The organism is Microbispora sitophila, assembly GCF_014892245.1.
Classification (GTDB): Bacteria; Actinomycetota; Actinomycetes; order Streptosporangiales; family Streptosporangiaceae; genus Microbispora; species Microbispora siamensis.
In genome coordinates, this window is record NZ_JADBGC010000009.1 from 362,376 (window position 1) to 377,016 (window position 14,641).

Here is a 14,641-nt window from a genome sequence, read left to right on the forward strand (position 1 = left end):
CTACCTCAGCGCGGCACGACCCCGGCCACCACCTGAGACGACGAGTCTCGGTGACGAGCAGCGGGGTCGCGCCGCGCGGCGTGCCGGCGACCACGTTCGGACCCGGGCTCCGGAAGGGAGCCGCCCGAGTGGCCCGTATCGTCAGAGCCGCTCGACGTTCGGCCGCGGCAGCGGTTGCGCGTGTCGAAGACGAAGGCACTCTCCCGCTGGACCACGGTGTATGCGGCCATCTGGCCGCGCACGCTTCACGGCCCGACGGTGCGTCAGCGGCCCGGCGGCCCGGTCACCTCACGCCGTGAACCGAAGGCAGTTGAAGGCTTCGGCGAGTTCGTGCCCGCACTGGACTCCGCGAACCGCGGCGAGGGCACGGAGCGCCTCCTCGGAACGGGTGTGTGGGTGAGAGCGCCACTGGCTCGTGTAAAGACGGAGCCCTTCTATCTTCTGATCCATGTCCGCCTGCTCGATGCCGACATGGAAGTTCCGCGGCGAGATGCTTTCACCACTCCAGCCGTCCGCAACCTCCTCGTACATGAGGACCACCGACGGTTGATGACGGTCACTCCTCGGCCCTGGCCGCAGGGCGGTGATCCCCGCGTGCGCGACGGCCTTATGATCTTGGTTATAACTGCTTATCTCAGGCAGGAGGACCACCGAGGGACGGACCTCTGAGATCGAGAGCGGGCTGTCGCGCTCCAGAAGGTCGATCAAACGCTGCCGAGGCAGGTGGTCGAGCCGCAGATGGTAGTCGCTCCCCGGCAGCGCGACGTGGTGGCCGTCCAGATCGAAGTGCTTCACGACGTCGGCGATCTCACGTTCGCGCTCGGATCCGGTTGAATGGCCCGCCTGCGAATAGTCCCTCGTGTCACCGACGGTGACGAAGAGCACGAATACCTGCCCACCCGATCGTTTGACCAGGTTGATCAGGCCGCCACAGCCCAGCAGCTCGTCGTCCGGATGCGGAGCGACCACCAGCAGCCGCTGCTTTGCCCAGTTGATCATTGCCGTCCCTTCGGGATTTCAGTCGGATTTCGCGGCGACGACCGCGACCATCTCCTTTGACACCGTCATCTTTCCGGTCGGCGGGCAATAGGCCTTCAGGTCGTCCAATGAATATCCTTCACGCTCGGCGATCTCCTCGTAGAGAAGGGTCGAGCAAAAGTAGCGAAGGAATTCGGCGGGTTCCGGGAAGGTGAGCACGGAGTGGAGCACCTCCGCCTGCACCCGGCCGAACACTCCCAGCGTGAGAGGCAGGAACTCCTGGACGATCCGCGCCGTACGTCGCAGCGTCCTCTCGTCCGCCTTGCGGCCGGTCACCTTCTCGTTGAACTCGTACAACTCCGCCACGTTGTTGGGCGTGGGGCCGATCATGACGACCTCCCCGCCTTTAGCCGTCACCCGATGCAGCTCGCGGAGGGTGAACTCGGCGTCTGTCGCGTTATAGATGGCGAAAGTCACCATGCAGAGGTCGAAGACCCCGTCGTCGAAGGGAAGCTTCTCGTCCATGGAGGTGACGTGCAGAGCGAGGTTCTTGGTGTCGGGATGACGAGACCTCACGCGCTCGATCAACGCCTGGTCTCGATCGACCCCGGCAACGGTTCCCTTGTCGCCGACGCAGCGGAGGTACAGATCGATGTGGTTCCCGTCGCCGCACCCGAGGTCGAGAATACTCGCAGGGGATCGACGGCCGAGGAAATCAGCGATCCAGTCGGAGATGTCGAAGTTGCCGAAGAGCTTATGCGCGCGTATACGATTCGCCAGACGGTCCTGAGTTTCCTGGTAGCTGATATCCATGGTGAGGCTCTCCTTAGGTTGGCGATCCGGTGCTGCCCTGCTCGTATTTGATAGCGGCGCCGTTTCCCAGTCAAGGACGCGGCACCCACGCGTGTCGCCGACAAGCGAAGATCGGAACTGACGGAATCTAATCAGCAGTTCTGTCATCTGGAGGGTATGGTGCGAATCAGGAGGCACCACAGAAACGAGAGAATCCGGGAAATCACGGCCAGGTGGGCCGGGCTCTCGCTCGGCCGTTCAGCCGGGCCCGTACGCGCTCAAGCGATCAAAGGCGCTCGACGTTGGGTCCCCGGCACCGGTTGCGGGTGTCGAAGACAAAGGCGCTCGCGCGCTGGACCAGCGCGTAGTCGAAGCAGTCGTGATCGGTGAGGACCACGACGGCGTCGGCCGCCGCGATCTCCCGTTCCGACGGCTCGACGATCACCACTCCCTGGGGCACGAGCGCGAGGTCGACGTGCGGGTCGGCCGCGCGCACGTCCGCGCCCAGCTTGCGCAGGTGCCTGGCCACCTCGAGCGCCGGAGACTCGCGGCAGTCTCCAGTGTTCTTCTTGTACGACAGACCGAGCAGTAGCACATGGCTGCCGTTCATGGACTTGCGGCGGTCGTTGAGCGCCAGGACCAGCCGGTCGACGACGTGCGCCGGCATGTGGTCGTTGACGTCGTTGGCCAGCTCCACGAACCGGAAGTTGTGCCCCAGGCTGCGCTTGACCTTCCAGGACAGGTACGACGGGTCGATCGGCAGGCAGTGACCGCCGACGCCCGGCCCGGGGGTGAAGCGCATGTAGCCGAACGGTTTGGTGGCAGCCGCGTCGATGGCCTCCCACACGTCGATGCCGAGCTGCCGAGCGAAGACCGACAGCTCGTTCACCAGGGCGATGTTCACGTGCCTGAACGTGTTCTCCAGGAGCTTGCACAACTCGGCGACGTGCGGCGAGGATACCGGGACGACCCGCTCGACAACCGACTCGTAGAAGGCGCGGACCCGTGCGAGGGCTGCCTCGTCGAGGCCGGCGACGACCTTCGGCGTGTTCTCCAGCCGCCACCGTGCGTTGCCGGGGTCGATCCGCTCCGGGCTGTAGCCCAGATGGAAGTCGCCCGGCGCGCGCAGGCCCGATCCCTCCTCCAGGATCGGGCGCAAGTACTCCTCCGTCGTGCCCGGATACGTGGTCGACTCCAGCACCACGGTCGCGCCCGGCCGCAGGCGGGGGGCGAGCGACCGCCCTGCCGACGCGATGTGGCTGAGGTCGGGCACGCCGTCGGTCAGCGGTGTCGGCACGGTGATCACGCAGACGTCGAATCCCTCCGCGTCGGCGTAGTCCGCGCTGGCCAGGTAGCGGCCCGTCTCGTGCGCCGCCGCCAGCGCGTCGTCGCCGACGTCCTCGACGTACGACTGGCCGGCATCGAGGCGCTTGACCCGCCACTCGTCCACCTCGATGCCCACGACCCGATATCCCGCCTCGACCGCACGCATCGCGAGCGGCAGGCCCACATAACCCTGGCCGATCACGACCAGTTTGTCTTCCATCCCAGACCCCCGTCGTCCATGACGTGACGCGCACCGACTGCAGATGTGCGAGGTTTCCACATCCCTCGCTCGGCGAAGTTCCCGATCTTCGACCCTGGTCCTGCCGCCACTTCGAAAACTGGGCGGGGTACAGCCATGATCCGGTTCATCACCGATGCCGAACGGGCTCGGCCGGCATTCCCCTTACAGATCGACGCGTCGCCCTCGAATCTTGTCGCTCGGCCGCGATCTCTACGGCCGCCCGGCGAGACCGCGCCACCAGTACTCGTGGTTCAGGTACCACCGGATGACCTCAGCGAGCCCCTCATCGAAGTCAACCAGGGGCTCGTAACCAAGCGAGCGGATCTTGGTGGAGTCGACCGAGTATCGCCGGTCGTGCCCGGGCCTGTCGGGCACGTGCACCACCATCTCCCAGCCGACGCCGAAGGCCTTGAGCAGCCGTTCCGTCAGCTCCAGGTTGGTCAGCTCCACCCCGCCGCCGATGTTGTAGATCTCGCCTCCCGAGCCCTTGTCCAGCACAAGCTGGATGCCCCGGCAATGGTCGTCCACGTGCAACCATTCCCGGACGTTACGGCCGTCGCCGTACAGCGGGATCGGCCGCCCCTCGATCAGGTTGGTGACGAACAGCGGGATGACCTTTTCGGGATGTTGGTAGGGACCGTAGTTGTTGGAGCACCTGGTCACCCGTACGTCGAGTCCGTAGGTCCGGTGGTAGGCACGGCAGAGCAGGTCGGCGCCGGCCTTGGCGGCCGAGTAGGGCGAGTTGGGCAGCAGCGGCTCCGCCTCGGTCCACGATCCCGCTTCGATCGACCCGTAGACCTCATCGGTGGAGACCTGGACGAACGTGTGAACGCCCGCCTCGAGCGCGGTCTGCAGGAGCCGCTGGGTGCCCTGGACGTTGGTCGTCACGAAGTCGCCGGCGCTCGTTATCGACCGGTCGACGTGTGTCTCCGCGGCGAAGTTCACGATCAGGTCATGTCCGGGGACCAGATCTCGGAGCCGTTCGACGTCGGTGATGTCCCCTCGCACGAAGGTGAAGCGGGGATTTCCCTCAGCCGCGGTCAGGTTGGCCAGATTGCCCGCGTAGGTGAGTTTGTCCAGCACCGTCACGTGGGCGTTCTCGTAGCCGGGGTACGCGCCGGACAGCAGCGACCGGACGTAGTGGGAGCCGATGAACCCGGCGCCGCCGGGAACAAGGATCTTCATGCGTGCACCTGAACCCTGCTGTGGTCTCCGACCATGAGCTGATGTGTGTTGGGAAGCCCGGTCGCCCGGGTGACCTGGACGTTGCGTCCGATCAGGGAATGCGTGATACGGGAGACACCCGTGATTGCCGAGTCGCCGAGCACGATGCTGTAGTCCACTTCGGCGTCCTCGAGCACGCACCCCTCCCCGATGGAGGTGTAGGGGCCGACATAAGAGTGGACGATCTTGGTGTCGGCGCCGATCACGGCCGGCCCTCTGATGATCGATCCCTCCACGACGGCGCCGGGGGCGATGACCACGCGCCCGGTTATGTCGGAGAGCCCGTCCACAGTTCCTCCGAGATCGGGCTCGATCGTCTCCAGCACGATGCGATTGCACTCCAGCATGTCCTGTAGCCGGCCGGTGTCCTTCCAGTACCCCGTGACGAGATGCGACTGGATGCGGTGGCCGGTGTCGATGAGCCACTTGATGGCATCTGTGATCTCGAGCTCGCCCCGGGCTGACGGCCTGATCGCGAGCACCGCCTCGTGGATCGCCGGCGAGAACGCATAGGCCCCGACGATCGCGAGGTCGCTACGCGGGTGCTCCGGCTTCTCCTCCAGTGCGACGATCTCCCCGTCCGGGCCGAGTTCGGCCACACCGTAGTACTGGGGCTCGGACACTCGGGTGAGCAGGATGCGCGCGTCGCAGTCGGCCGCGCGGAAGGCGTCGACGAGACCGGTGATGCCGTTCACCAGAAAGTTGTCGCCGAGGTACATCACGAACGGATCCTCGGCCAGGAACTCCCTGGCGATGAGGACGCAGTGTGCCAAGCCGAGAGGGGCCTCCTGCTCGATGTAGGTGACGTCGAGCCCGAACGCGGAGCCGTCACCCACGGCCTCGCGGACCTCACGGCCGGTGTCGCCGACGATGATCCCTACGCTGGTGATGCCGGCGTCCCTGATGGCCTCAAGCCCGTAGAAGAGCACGGGCTTGTTCGCGATAGGGACGAGCTGTTTCGCCGAGGTGTGGGTCAGCGGGCGCAGTCTCGTCCCCTTGCCGCCCGCCAGAACGAGTGCCTTCACCGCTTCCTGAGACCTTCCATGATTTCCCCTAACTGAAGATATGGCCGTAGCCAGACGATCGCTCGAAATTATCGGGAAGCCACGTCCGGGACTTCCCACCACCAGTCGCGTTTACCGAACCGCGTGACACAAATTGCCGGGCCGGGTTAGAAATTGACCCGCTCCCGGAACGTCCAGGTCCGATTTATGACATAACTCAACGGTGGGCTCAGCAGGATTATCAGCGCCTGCGCGATCATGAGGGGAATCCCGGCGAATTCCACCAGAACAGGCAGGCCGATGACGGAGGCGCCGAGAAAGGACAGCCCGACGGCGTAGAAGCGCAGGTAACCGGGCAGCCAACGCTCACTCGATACCTTGAATACAACCGATCGGTACACCGGATAGACGATCACGGTGGTCAGGAAATGGCTTCCCACGACAAGGAGAAGGTAGGGAACCGAATTCTTGGCGACCAGCAACCCCAGGCCGAGAACAGCGTAGTACACCCCGGCCGTCATGCCACCGGCCAGCAGATATGCGATGCGCCGGCCGAAGCGACCCTGAATCCGGGCCCACGGGACGGAAGAGGCTTCTTGGGCGCTCCGGCTTTTCAGGTCGAGCATATTGTCGTCACTCCGGATCTCCGACGAACCGAACCGGCGGGAGCGCCGACGACCGCCGACCGTCATCGCAGTCCGCAGCCCCGCCTTTCAAAGCTCAGGACCTTTCAAATATTCCGCTGCGGCGGAGCCCACGTTGAAGAGAAGATCAAGGACTGTCACCTGATGGTCGAACGGCGGGTGGAGTTGTGGATATTCAGGGTAACCGGAGTAGTCGAACCATCGAACCTCGATCCCCGCTTTCCGGAAGATACTTTCATCCAGATAGGCTCGGGCGGCCGGACCCGACAAGTATTCGTCGGCGCCGGCCTTCCGACAAATATCGAGGACACGCGCACTGCTCGATCCTATGGCGCAGTAGTCCTCCGACCGAGTGAAATTAGCCTGAACACCGAGCAGAGGGCAGAGCCCCTCAAGGAAATGCCGGTTTATTTCGGACAGTCTATTGCTTCCACATTCCTGGTAGAGCTTCTCCAGGCCGGGCGCGACCTCGTCGAAACAGGGAGCCTTTTTGTATGCCTCCGCAAGGATCCGCCAGTGCCGCTCGCGCCAATTCGGATCGCTTATCGTTACCTCGTTGATCAGTTGACTCAGCGGACCGCGCTTGATTGGGAGCGAGAGCCACCTGGGGCCCGTCGCCGTCTTGATGCGGTTACGATTGCGCCAACTGCCGGAAGAATACTGCGCGTCGTCGAACAGTATGAACTCGTCGACATTGGCGATCAGATCGAAATATCCCTTCCAGGGGATATAGCTCGACTGGACCAGGGCAACTCGTTTCATGGGCCTCACGCCTTCGTCCTGCTCGAACCGCGAGCTGCCTCTGCCAGAGACTCTTCTGACGGTTCACCGAAGTCACGAGCGGCGACCGCCGGTTGTGCGAGAGACGCCATGGTCACGTCGAGCGCCGGTTCCAGGCGTGAGGCGCCGCTATCACAATGCTTACGAACGATGTACGTGGGACGCCCCATGCGCTCGACGTGAATCCTGCCGAGATATTCCCCGATGATGCCGAGTGCGATCATCTGGGCCGCGGCGAACAGCGAGATCATGGATGCGGTCGACGTGAATCCCTTGACCGTTCCGTCTCCGAACCAGTACGTCCAGAGGAAGACCACGAGCAAGGTGAGACCGAGTGCTCCCGTCAACAACCCGAAGTAGGTCACCAGGCGGAGCGGGAGGGTGCTGTAACCGACGAAGATCCCGATCGCGTGACGGATGAGCATGGAAAGGGTGTAGTTCGAGCGCCCGAAAACCCGGCCCTGCATGCTCACACGGACTGTCCCGATCTTCGTGGTCGCCCACGAGAACGCGATGTCGATCTGGATGTACGGGGCTCCCACCCCATCCAGGGCTTGACGCAGGAAACTTCGAAAAGCCCGGAACGCAGAGATGTCGTGCCCGTTCTCCGCGCCGAATCGTCCAGACAGTGCCGTCTTGAGCGACTTGGAGGCGAGATCACGTATGGCGCCGTGCGTTCCGGTGGCCGGCACTCCATAAACGATGTCCAGGTCGGGTCGAAGACCTGCCAGCAGTTTGGGAACCTCCTCCGGCGGATGCTGAAGATCATCATCCATTGTCACCACGATCTCGTGGCGCGCGCAGCGGATGCCGGCCACAAGAGCATTGTGCTGTCCGTAGTTCCGGGCCAGCAGCAAGGCACGGACGGCATCGTGCCTCTCGGCGAGTTCCTGAGCGACTTCCCACGTATTGTCCGGAGAGCCGTCGACGACGAGTACGACCTCGGACTGGGAGGCGGCGCCGGACAGCACGGCGAGAAGCCGCTCAACCAACGTGGGCAATGTCTGCGCGGACCGGTAACACGGGATCACGACGGATACGCTGGTCATGGCGTCAGTCTGACGAACGCCGGTCCCACACCCGGGACCACACAACGGGATTTGCATTTTGTTGAGAAAGTCAATTCATATCCATCGATTACGACGGTAGGGCGGACCGTTGGTGGACGAGGATCGACAACGCACGGTGCGATGCCGAGCAGCGACGACTCCGACGTCGGCGATGGAGGCATCGGTCTGCGATCTCCGTTTTGTCGACCGCTTCATGGAATTATCCCGTGCTCGTCAAAATTTTTGCCGACCCCCGGTTGCACGGCACGCGATTACAGCACGGCAGCTGCTAGCGTAATCGTCGAAGTTTCCAAAGCGCCGGCCTCATCTTTCAGACCGGCCGGCAAGACAAGATACTTCCAGACAAAACCGAGGCAAGGAGCGGACCGAGAATGCCCGACTCGATGCGTATAGTCCTGATCTTTTATACTGCCGGTCGTCTCACGCTCCTGCACGAGGCATGCGTAAGGGCAGGCCATACACCGGTCGCCCTCGTCTATGCTCGTAGTCTTCGCCAGGGAAGGGCCACCAGCAAGGCCTCCGCGGACACCATCGCGGCCATCAGCGAAGCACTGCCTCCCGGCTCGAATCTATTGCTGCCTGGAAACATCGACGGCCTGGCCAAGGCGTTGGCCGGCTATCATCCCGACCTCATCGTGGTCTACGGATTTCCCTGGAAGCTCTCCAGAGAGGTCCTGCAAATACCACGAATCGGTGTCATGAACATCCATCCGTCTCTCCTGCCCAAATACAGGGGGCCGCTGCCAGTTCAGTGGGCGATTCGGAACGGAGACCCGGAGATCGGGGTGACGATCCACTGGATGAAGGAAGAATTCGACACGGGAAACATCATTGTACAGAAAGGTGGCATTCGAATAGAAGAAGATCCGGTGCCCGCCCTTCTGTGGAAGGAGATCGATCTGCTCGTCAGTGATCTGCTCGGTGTCGCCCTCGAAAACGCAGCCACCGGCGCCCCCGGCGAAACTCAGAACGAGACCGATGCCACCTACGCCGGTTGGATGGAGCCGGATTTCATGTTCATCGATTGGACGCGCAGCGCTCGTGAGATACATAATCAGGTCCGCGCGTTCCGGTTCAACCTTTTTGGACTTCGTGGACCGTTCGGCAAGGTGAACGGTAGATGGATGACCGTGCTCCGCACGAGGATCGAGCCGGCGGAAGGTCTCCGGGTGGAGTGTGCTGACGGGCCGATCTGGATCACCGAAGCCATATCGGCGATACCCCCTGATCGCTGAACGGGCCCATTTCAGCCTCGCCCCTGACAGCGCCGCCGACAGACGTGGATCGCCGACGCCGTCAGGGGCGAGAAGCACGTCATCGGCTCGGCTTGTAGGCGGACGCGCAGGCGATGACCCGAGTCACTTCGTCCTCGTCCAGGTCGGCGAACAGCGGCAGCCGTACGAGGCGGTCGGCGACATGCTCGGTGACGGGGCAGCCTCCGGGTGCGACCCGGCCGTGCATGACGCCCGCAGGTGCGGCATGCAGCGGCTGGTAATGGAACGATCCACAAACGCCCATCTCCGCGAGGTGGGCGATGAACGACTGCTGGTGCTCAGGGTCGGGGAGAAGCAGGTAGTAGAGATGCGCCGGGTGCTCACAGCCATCCGGAACGAGCGGGCGACGGATCCCGTTCTCCTCCGCCCAGCCGGCCAGTTCCTTGTCGTATCGCGCCCACACAGCGTGACGCTTTCGCTGGATGACGTCGAACGACTCCAACTGGGCGGTCAGTTGCGCGGCGAGCACGTCGGAGGGCAGGTAGCTGGAGCCGATGTCGACCCAACGGTACTTGTCCACCTGGCCGCGGTAGAACCGGCTCCTGTCCGTGCCCTTCTCCCTGATGATCTCGGCGCGGGCGATGAATTTCGGGTCGTTCAGCAGGAGTGCGCCACCCTCGCCACATTGAATGTTCTTCGTCGCGTGGAAGCTCTGCGTGGCCATCTCGCCGAAGGAGCCGAGTGGCCTGCCGTGATAGAACCCGCCCAGTCCGTGGGCGTTGTCCTCCACCAGGGCGAGCCCGTACCGCTCGCAGATCTTGCCGATGATCTCCATCTCGCAGGCGACGCCCGCGTAGTGGACGGCGACCACGGCTCGGGTGCGCTCGGTGATCGCGCCTTCGATCTGCTGCTCATCGATGTTCAACGTGTCCGGCCGGCAATCGACGAATACCGGCACCGCCCCCCTGAGGGCGTAGGCGTTGGCAGTCGAGACGAAGGTGAACGACGGCATGATCACCTCGTCACCGGGCCTGAGATCGAGCAGGAGCGCCGACATCTCCAGAGCGTGCGTACACGAGGTGGTCAGCAACGCCTCGCCTGCTCGTGTGAACTCCTTGAGCAGCGCGGTAGCGCGCCTCGTGAACGGTCCATCGCCACAGGTGAAGCCGCCGCACACGGCCTCCCTCAGGTAGGCCAGCTCATTTCGAGCGACATGCGGTCGATTGAAGGGAATGGCAGTTCGGCCAGTTGCGGTCACCGTCGCAGTGAACAACGAGCGACCCGGCCGTCTCCCGCCGCGCCACCGCCGCTTGGCGAGCCATTGCGAAAGCCTTACCCACAAGCCACATCAGGGCAATCGATACAGCTCGAAACCGCCCGAGCGGAACCGAGATCGGCGAAGTCGCCGAGCCTGGCGTCACGGATCCCGTATCGCTCGTGAACGAACAGCCCGCACACCCTGGTCAGGGTGCCCGCCCATCACCGCCATTGGGGGAAACCGGCAGCGGCTTGCTCGGCCGATCACTCCCTGCGCTCGTACAGCGCGCCAAGCGGGGTTGAGGTGAGCAACCGGAACCGGTTCAGACCGAGTTTCAGTGCGTCTCCCCTCGTCATGAGCAGATATCTCGATTTGGCCGGATGTTCGCTCTCGTGCCAGTACAGCGTCAGACCCACGCCTGCAGGGACGTTCAGGAGTCCAGGGCCGAAATTGGCGTGATCGACCAGAACGGTGTTCTCCCAGGGCGATGCCGCCCGCTTGTACGTCATGTAATCGCCGAGCGCGGCGGTCATGGGTCCCACGCCCACGAAGTGCTGGTGGTGCAGAGCAGCGAAGAGAGGGCCGACAGCCCCGACGACCGCCAGGTCGGCGACGAACACGACGATCACGACCACGCGTTCGGAGCGAGCCAGCGCGACCAGTGCCGAGAGCAGCACGTGTGGGGCGACGACCCGGTAGTCACGCCAGTCGAAGATGTCATAGAACCCCATCAGCAGGACGAGCAGCGGCACCAGGTTGAGGATGTGGAACGCGGCAGCGGCCAGGTCTCCGCGATGATTGGCACCGTTCCCCCGAAGGTGGCGGACGACGCTCAGGACACCTCCCGCCACGACGATGGCCAGCAGCGCGGCCCGTAGAGCCAGTTCAGGCCGGCTACCCACGGCGAGAGCTTTGGCACTGTGACAGAAGTGCAGGAGCAGCAGGTGCGCCGCGCCCGGTGGCGAGCTAGCGGCCCGCTCGGTCACTTGAGAGACGAAGTTCGGATAGGGCGTCGACACGGCCGCCGAGAGCCCGAAGGCTGCGACGATGATCGGGCTCGCCTTGATGACCGCCCAACCGAGTCGCCGGCCCGAAAGCGTCGCCCCGCGCAGAAAGAAGAGCGGTACGAACAGCAGGGCCCACGTCGGCCGAAGCAGGCACGCCAGCGAGAGCAACACGACCCCGGCGACGTACAGCGTGCGGCTCATGTCCGGACCGCCGCGGATCAGCAGGAAGAACATCCCGGCCAGGACAATGGCCATCGCCTGGTGGACGCTTTCTTGCATGGTGCTCGTCATGTACAGCATCAGTGGCCAGAACGTGAGCACGAGCGCGGCGGTCAGCGTGGCCCGCACCCAGCCGGCCCTCGTCAGCGCGAGGTAGCCGAAGATCGCCGCCCCCACGACGGCCATGTTGATCAGAGGGCCGGAGAACAGACGCCAACCCGCGATCGCGCTGATGCTCGCCAGCAACATCGGAAATGCGGGTCCGTGCGAACCGAAGTGCAGGAAGGACAATTTCGCCTGTGCCTCGTCCACACCGTAGACGCCGCCCGCGAAGCCGACCGTGCGGAAGGTCGCAACCTGATGCCAGTACTCGATCTCGTCCGACCACGCGGGCGTGAAATCGAGCAGACCGGCGTTGAAGTAATGTCGGACGAGAACCGTTACAACGAGCGCGGGGGAAATACCGATAACCGCCCAGAATGCCGCTTTCGTCCGCCAACCACGCATCAATCGACGGCTACCACGGGTCGCCTCTTTCCGCGGATCCCGCATATTGGCCGACCGGTCTTCTTCCGAAGATGAAATTGCCGGACCAGAATTTTTCGACGTTACCTGAACGCTCATGACACGAACGATAGCTGGATCACCGAGGGAGAAACCCGATGCCCGGGGTCAAGCGCGATCGTGTCCTGCAGGCACAGCGAAGTCGTTCCGTTGCGCTCCTTCTGGGAGCAGTGATCGGCGTACCTCTGGAATCCGGTGAACGACACGGTCACCGGCGCGGAACCAAAGTTCAGCGAATTCGCCGATTCTCGGCCCCGGCCAAGTGGGCCCGTCATCTTCTACACGGACTGCGGGGAGGGCCCGTCCTCATTCGGATGCGAAAGCCTCGCGACATCCGACGTCCCCGACGCCTGAAACACCTGAGGCAGTTGTGTGAATACCCCGGCACCTCTCAGGACAATCGATAGAGCGCGAAGTCGCCAGAGCGGAACCGGAGATCGGCGAAGTCGCCGAGCCTGGCGTCGCGGGTCCCGTATCGCTCGTCGGCGAACAACCAGCGCACCCCGTACTGATGGCGCAGTCGCTGGATCACCGATCGGGACGGCGAGGTGAAGGCAAGATCATTCACCCGCAATCGCTCCCGGTCCCAGAACGGGAGGTCCTCTGGCACGTCGCCAGGCCGCCAACGACTCATGTTCGTCGTCGTGTATGTCCACCCTTCGGCCAGCACGCGCCGCTCCGTCAGAGCGGACACCCAGAACTGCCGGCTGTCGCAGGGACGCGCGTATCCCCAGCGGCAGTGCACGTTCGTCGCCACCAGATCGTCGGGTGCGGAGTTCGCGCGCAACCACCGGGCCGCGGTCATCAGGCCATCCGGAACGGCCTGCGGCGCCACCGCCCTCACCTCGCCGAATGAAGCACCGCCGGACGGGACGTGCGTCAGCGCCGACAGCACCCGTGCGGACCAGGCCGCGGGCCAGCCGACGGCGGCGAACATGACGAGCAGGAAGGCCCAGGCACGAAGGCCGGCCCTCCTGCTGATCAAGACCACGACCGCCACTGTGGCGACTGCGGCCAGGATCGAGTAGGGCCGGTAGAGGACGCTTTCCGGCTGCCCGGAAGACAACGGCGTCCTGACATCGGAAAGCATGCGCACCAGGTAGGCACCGACCACCCCGGCGGTCACCGCGTACGCGATCGTGCGCAGCGGAACCGCCGCCCTACGGACCAGGGTGACGAGTCCGTAGGCCGAGAGGATCATCAGGTACGGGTAAGCGGCGCCGAAGAAGTACAGCTGGCCAAGATGCGGGTGGCCCAAGAGCAGCGCGGCACAGATACACGAGGTGCCCATCCCGAGAAGGAGGATCACGGCCGGTCGCAGGAGGAGCCGTGGCCTGCAGAGCAGGCCGAGGACTCCGCACCACGTGATCGCGAGGCACAGCAGGTAGAGCGTGGTGAGCCCGAGGACCGACGTGAACGGCGCGGCCGCGCCGGGGTGGCCGGTCAGCTCACCCCAAGCGCGGCCAAGCAGCGAGAGAGGCTCGATCATCATGGCCTGCCGCGCCCTGCCGAACAGGACGAGCTGCGCGTAGACACAGCATGTCGCGATCACGACGAGCATGGTGATGGCCCTCCACGGCGGCCGGCGATGCCTGACCGCTTGGCATACCGCGACCAGTGCGAGGCCGATGGCGAGCGGAGGAAGATGGGTCGCCTTCGCCCCCATCACCGCGAGGGCGAAAACGGTGAGCAGCAGCCACGCGCGCGCGTCCCGCCGCCGTGCCTCGAAAATATCGACCAGCAGCAGCACGAGCGGGGCGAAGAGGAGGGCGCCGAAGGTCTGGCTCGGGCCGGTCCAGGACTGGAAGCCCCGCCAGGTGAAGACTCCGATGTTCGCGCCCACGTACAGATTCGGGGCCGTCATGAGGACGGTGCCCGCCAGCGCCACCAGAGCACCCGCGGTCGAACCGATGACTCGCTTTCCGACCATGCCGAGCAGCACCGGGATCGCGGCCATCATGGGCAGCATGCCGAGGCGGAAGAGCAGCACGAGCGGCTCGATGCCGGTGATCCAGCTCGACGCGGCGAAGTGGGCGTAGACGAACCAGTGGTAGGAAAGCGGTTCCCCGGCGACCATCGGCGCCGTGGGCGGCATGTGGTTCCTCAACTCGCCGATCAGATCCAGGTGGAAGGGCATGTCGATGTACGAGGTGGCGAGCCCGGGCCACGTCATGGCGTTGCCGCGGAAGAAGCTCATGGCGGTGAGCGCCAGGAGGTAGAGCATGGTCAGGGCGAGTGCCCATGACCACCACAGGGGGGAGGGCTGGTGCTGTGGGCGCTTCCAGTGCCGGCGCAGGCGGGGCAGGAGCAGGAACAGGGC

Annotated in this window: 12 protein-coding genes; 1 reads left to right on the forward strand and 11 read right to left on the reverse strand. The window is 64.3% G+C overall.

Translation table 11 applies throughout. The annotated features are described in order from the left end of the window. Nucleotides 1-288: 288 nt before the first annotated feature. The 8 genes from IL992_RS19210 to IL992_RS19245 all read right to left on the reverse strand — a co-directional run bounded on the left by IL992_RS19210 (nucleotide 289) and on the right by IL992_RS19245 (nucleotide 8,038). Nucleotides 289-999, reverse strand: coding sequence for a PIG-L deacetylase family protein (locus IL992_RS19210; RefSeq protein ID WP_193204713.1), 711 nt, complete (start codon nucleotides 997-999; stop codon nucleotides 289-291). Between the two features lie 18 nt (nucleotides 1,000-1,017). Next, on the reverse strand, nucleotides 1,018-1,791 hold the full coding sequence (locus IL992_RS19215; protein ID WP_193204714.1) for a class I SAM-dependent methyltransferase: 774 nt from the start codon (nucleotides 1,789-1,791) through the stop codon (nucleotides 1,018-1,020). 265 nt (nucleotides 1,792-2,056) lie between these two features. Beyond that, nucleotides 2,057-3,316, reverse strand: a complete 1,260-nt coding sequence (locus tag IL992_RS19220; RefSeq protein WP_193204715.1) for a nucleotide sugar dehydrogenase — start codon at nucleotides 3,314-3,316, stop codon at nucleotides 2,057-2,059. A 231-nt stretch (nucleotides 3,317-3,547) separates the two neighbouring features. Then, nucleotides 3,548-4,522 (reverse strand): dTDP-glucose 4,6-dehydratase, encoded by a 975-nt coding sequence (rfbB, locus tag IL992_RS19225; RefSeq protein ID WP_193204716.1) that lies wholly within the window; start codon nucleotides 4,520-4,522, stop codon nucleotides 3,548-3,550. Then, nucleotides 4,519-5,586: a glucose-1-phosphate thymidylyltransferase gene (locus IL992_RS19230; protein ID WP_193204717.1), complete on the reverse strand. Its 1,068-nt coding sequence runs from the start codon at nucleotides 5,584-5,586 to the stop codon at nucleotides 4,519-4,521. Before IL992_RS19230 ends, rfbB begins: the two co-directional genes overlap by 4 nt. 146 nt (nucleotides 5,587-5,732) lie before the next feature. Next, a complete protein-coding gene (locus IL992_RS19235; protein ID WP_193204718.1) occupies nucleotides 5,733-6,257 on the reverse strand; it encodes a GtrA family protein in 525 nt (174 codons plus the stop codon). Nucleotides 6,258-6,278: 21 nt separating this feature from the next. Continuing rightward, the gene (locus tag IL992_RS19240) at nucleotides 6,279-6,971 is read right to left on the reverse strand and encodes a WbqC family protein (RefSeq protein ID WP_193204719.1); all 693 of its coding nucleotides are present in this window, start codon (nucleotides 6,969-6,971) and stop codon (nucleotides 6,279-6,281) included. 5 nt (nucleotides 6,972-6,976) lie between these two features. Beyond that, nucleotides 6,977-8,038, reverse strand: coding sequence for a glycosyltransferase family 2 protein (locus IL992_RS19245; RefSeq protein WP_193204720.1), 1,062 nt, complete (start codon nucleotides 8,036-8,038; stop codon nucleotides 6,977-6,979). 392 nt (nucleotides 8,039-8,430) lie between these two features. Here IL992_RS19245 and IL992_RS19250 point away from each other — a divergent pair, with 392 nt between their 5' ends. Then, a complete protein-coding gene (locus tag IL992_RS19250) occupies nucleotides 8,431-9,294 on the forward strand; it encodes a methionyl-tRNA formyltransferase (RefSeq protein WP_226873314.1) in 864 nt (287 codons plus the stop codon). Nucleotides 9,295-9,373: 79 nt separating this feature from the next. On the opposite strand, the gene rffA is transcribed toward IL992_RS19250, so the two are convergent. From rffA to IL992_RS19265, 3 genes are all read right to left on the reverse strand, one after another. Continuing rightward, nucleotides 9,374-10,531, reverse strand: a complete 1,158-nt coding sequence (gene rffA / locus IL992_RS19255; RefSeq protein ID WP_193204765.1) for a dTDP-4-amino-4,6-dideoxygalactose transaminase — start codon at nucleotides 10,529-10,531, stop codon at nucleotides 9,374-9,376. A 263-nt stretch (nucleotides 10,532-10,794) separates the two neighbouring features. Continuing rightward, nucleotides 10,795-12,381 carry a hypothetical protein gene (locus IL992_RS19260; protein WP_193204721.1) on the reverse strand — a complete coding sequence of 529 codons (1,587 nt, stop codon included), beginning with the start codon at nucleotides 12,379-12,381 and terminating at the stop codon, nucleotides 10,795-10,797. A gap of 331 nt (nucleotides 12,382-12,712) precedes the next feature. Beyond that, nucleotides 12,713-14,641: hypothetical protein (locus tag IL992_RS19265; RefSeq protein ID WP_193204722.1), on the reverse strand; the 1,929-nt coding region annotated here is incomplete at its 5' end.

What these genes read in the sequence shown, in the direction of transcription:
- IL992_RS19210 (WP_193204713.1), bottom strand. Translation starts at nt 999, where the DNA reads ATGATCAACTGGGCAAAGCAGCGGCTGCTGGTGGTCGCTCCGCATCCG.
- IL992_RS19215 (WP_193204714.1), bottom strand. Translation starts at nt 1,791, where the DNA reads ATGGATATCAGCTACCAGGAAACTCAGGACCGTCTGGCGAATCGTATA.
- IL992_RS19220 (WP_193204715.1), bottom strand. Translation starts at nt 3,316, where the DNA reads ATGGAAGACAAACTGGTCGTGATCGGCCAGGGTTATGTGGGCCTGCCG.
- rfbB (WP_193204716.1), bottom strand. Translation starts at nt 4,522, where the DNA reads ATGAAGATCCTTGTTCCCGGCGGCGCCGGGTTCATCGGCTCCCACTAC.
- IL992_RS19235 (WP_193204718.1), bottom strand. Translation starts at nt 6,257, where the DNA reads ATGACGGTCGGCGGTCGTCGGCGCTCCCGCCGGTTCGGTTCGTCGGAG.
- IL992_RS19240 (WP_193204719.1), bottom strand. Translation starts at nt 6,971, where the DNA reads ATGAAACGAGTTGCCCTGGTCCAGTCGAGCTATATCCCCTGGAAGGGA.
- IL992_RS19245 (WP_193204720.1), bottom strand. Translation starts at nt 8,038, where the DNA reads ATGACCAGCGTATCCGTCGTGATCCCGTGTTACCGGTCCGCGCAGACA.
- IL992_RS19250 (WP_226873314.1), top strand. Translation starts at nt 8,431, where the DNA reads ATGCCCGACTCGATGCGTATAGTCCTGATCTTTTATACTGCCGGTCGT.
- IL992_RS19260 (WP_193204721.1), bottom strand. Translation starts at nt 12,381, where the DNA reads ATGAGCGTTCAGGTAACGTCGAAAAATTCTGGTCCGGCAATTTCATCT.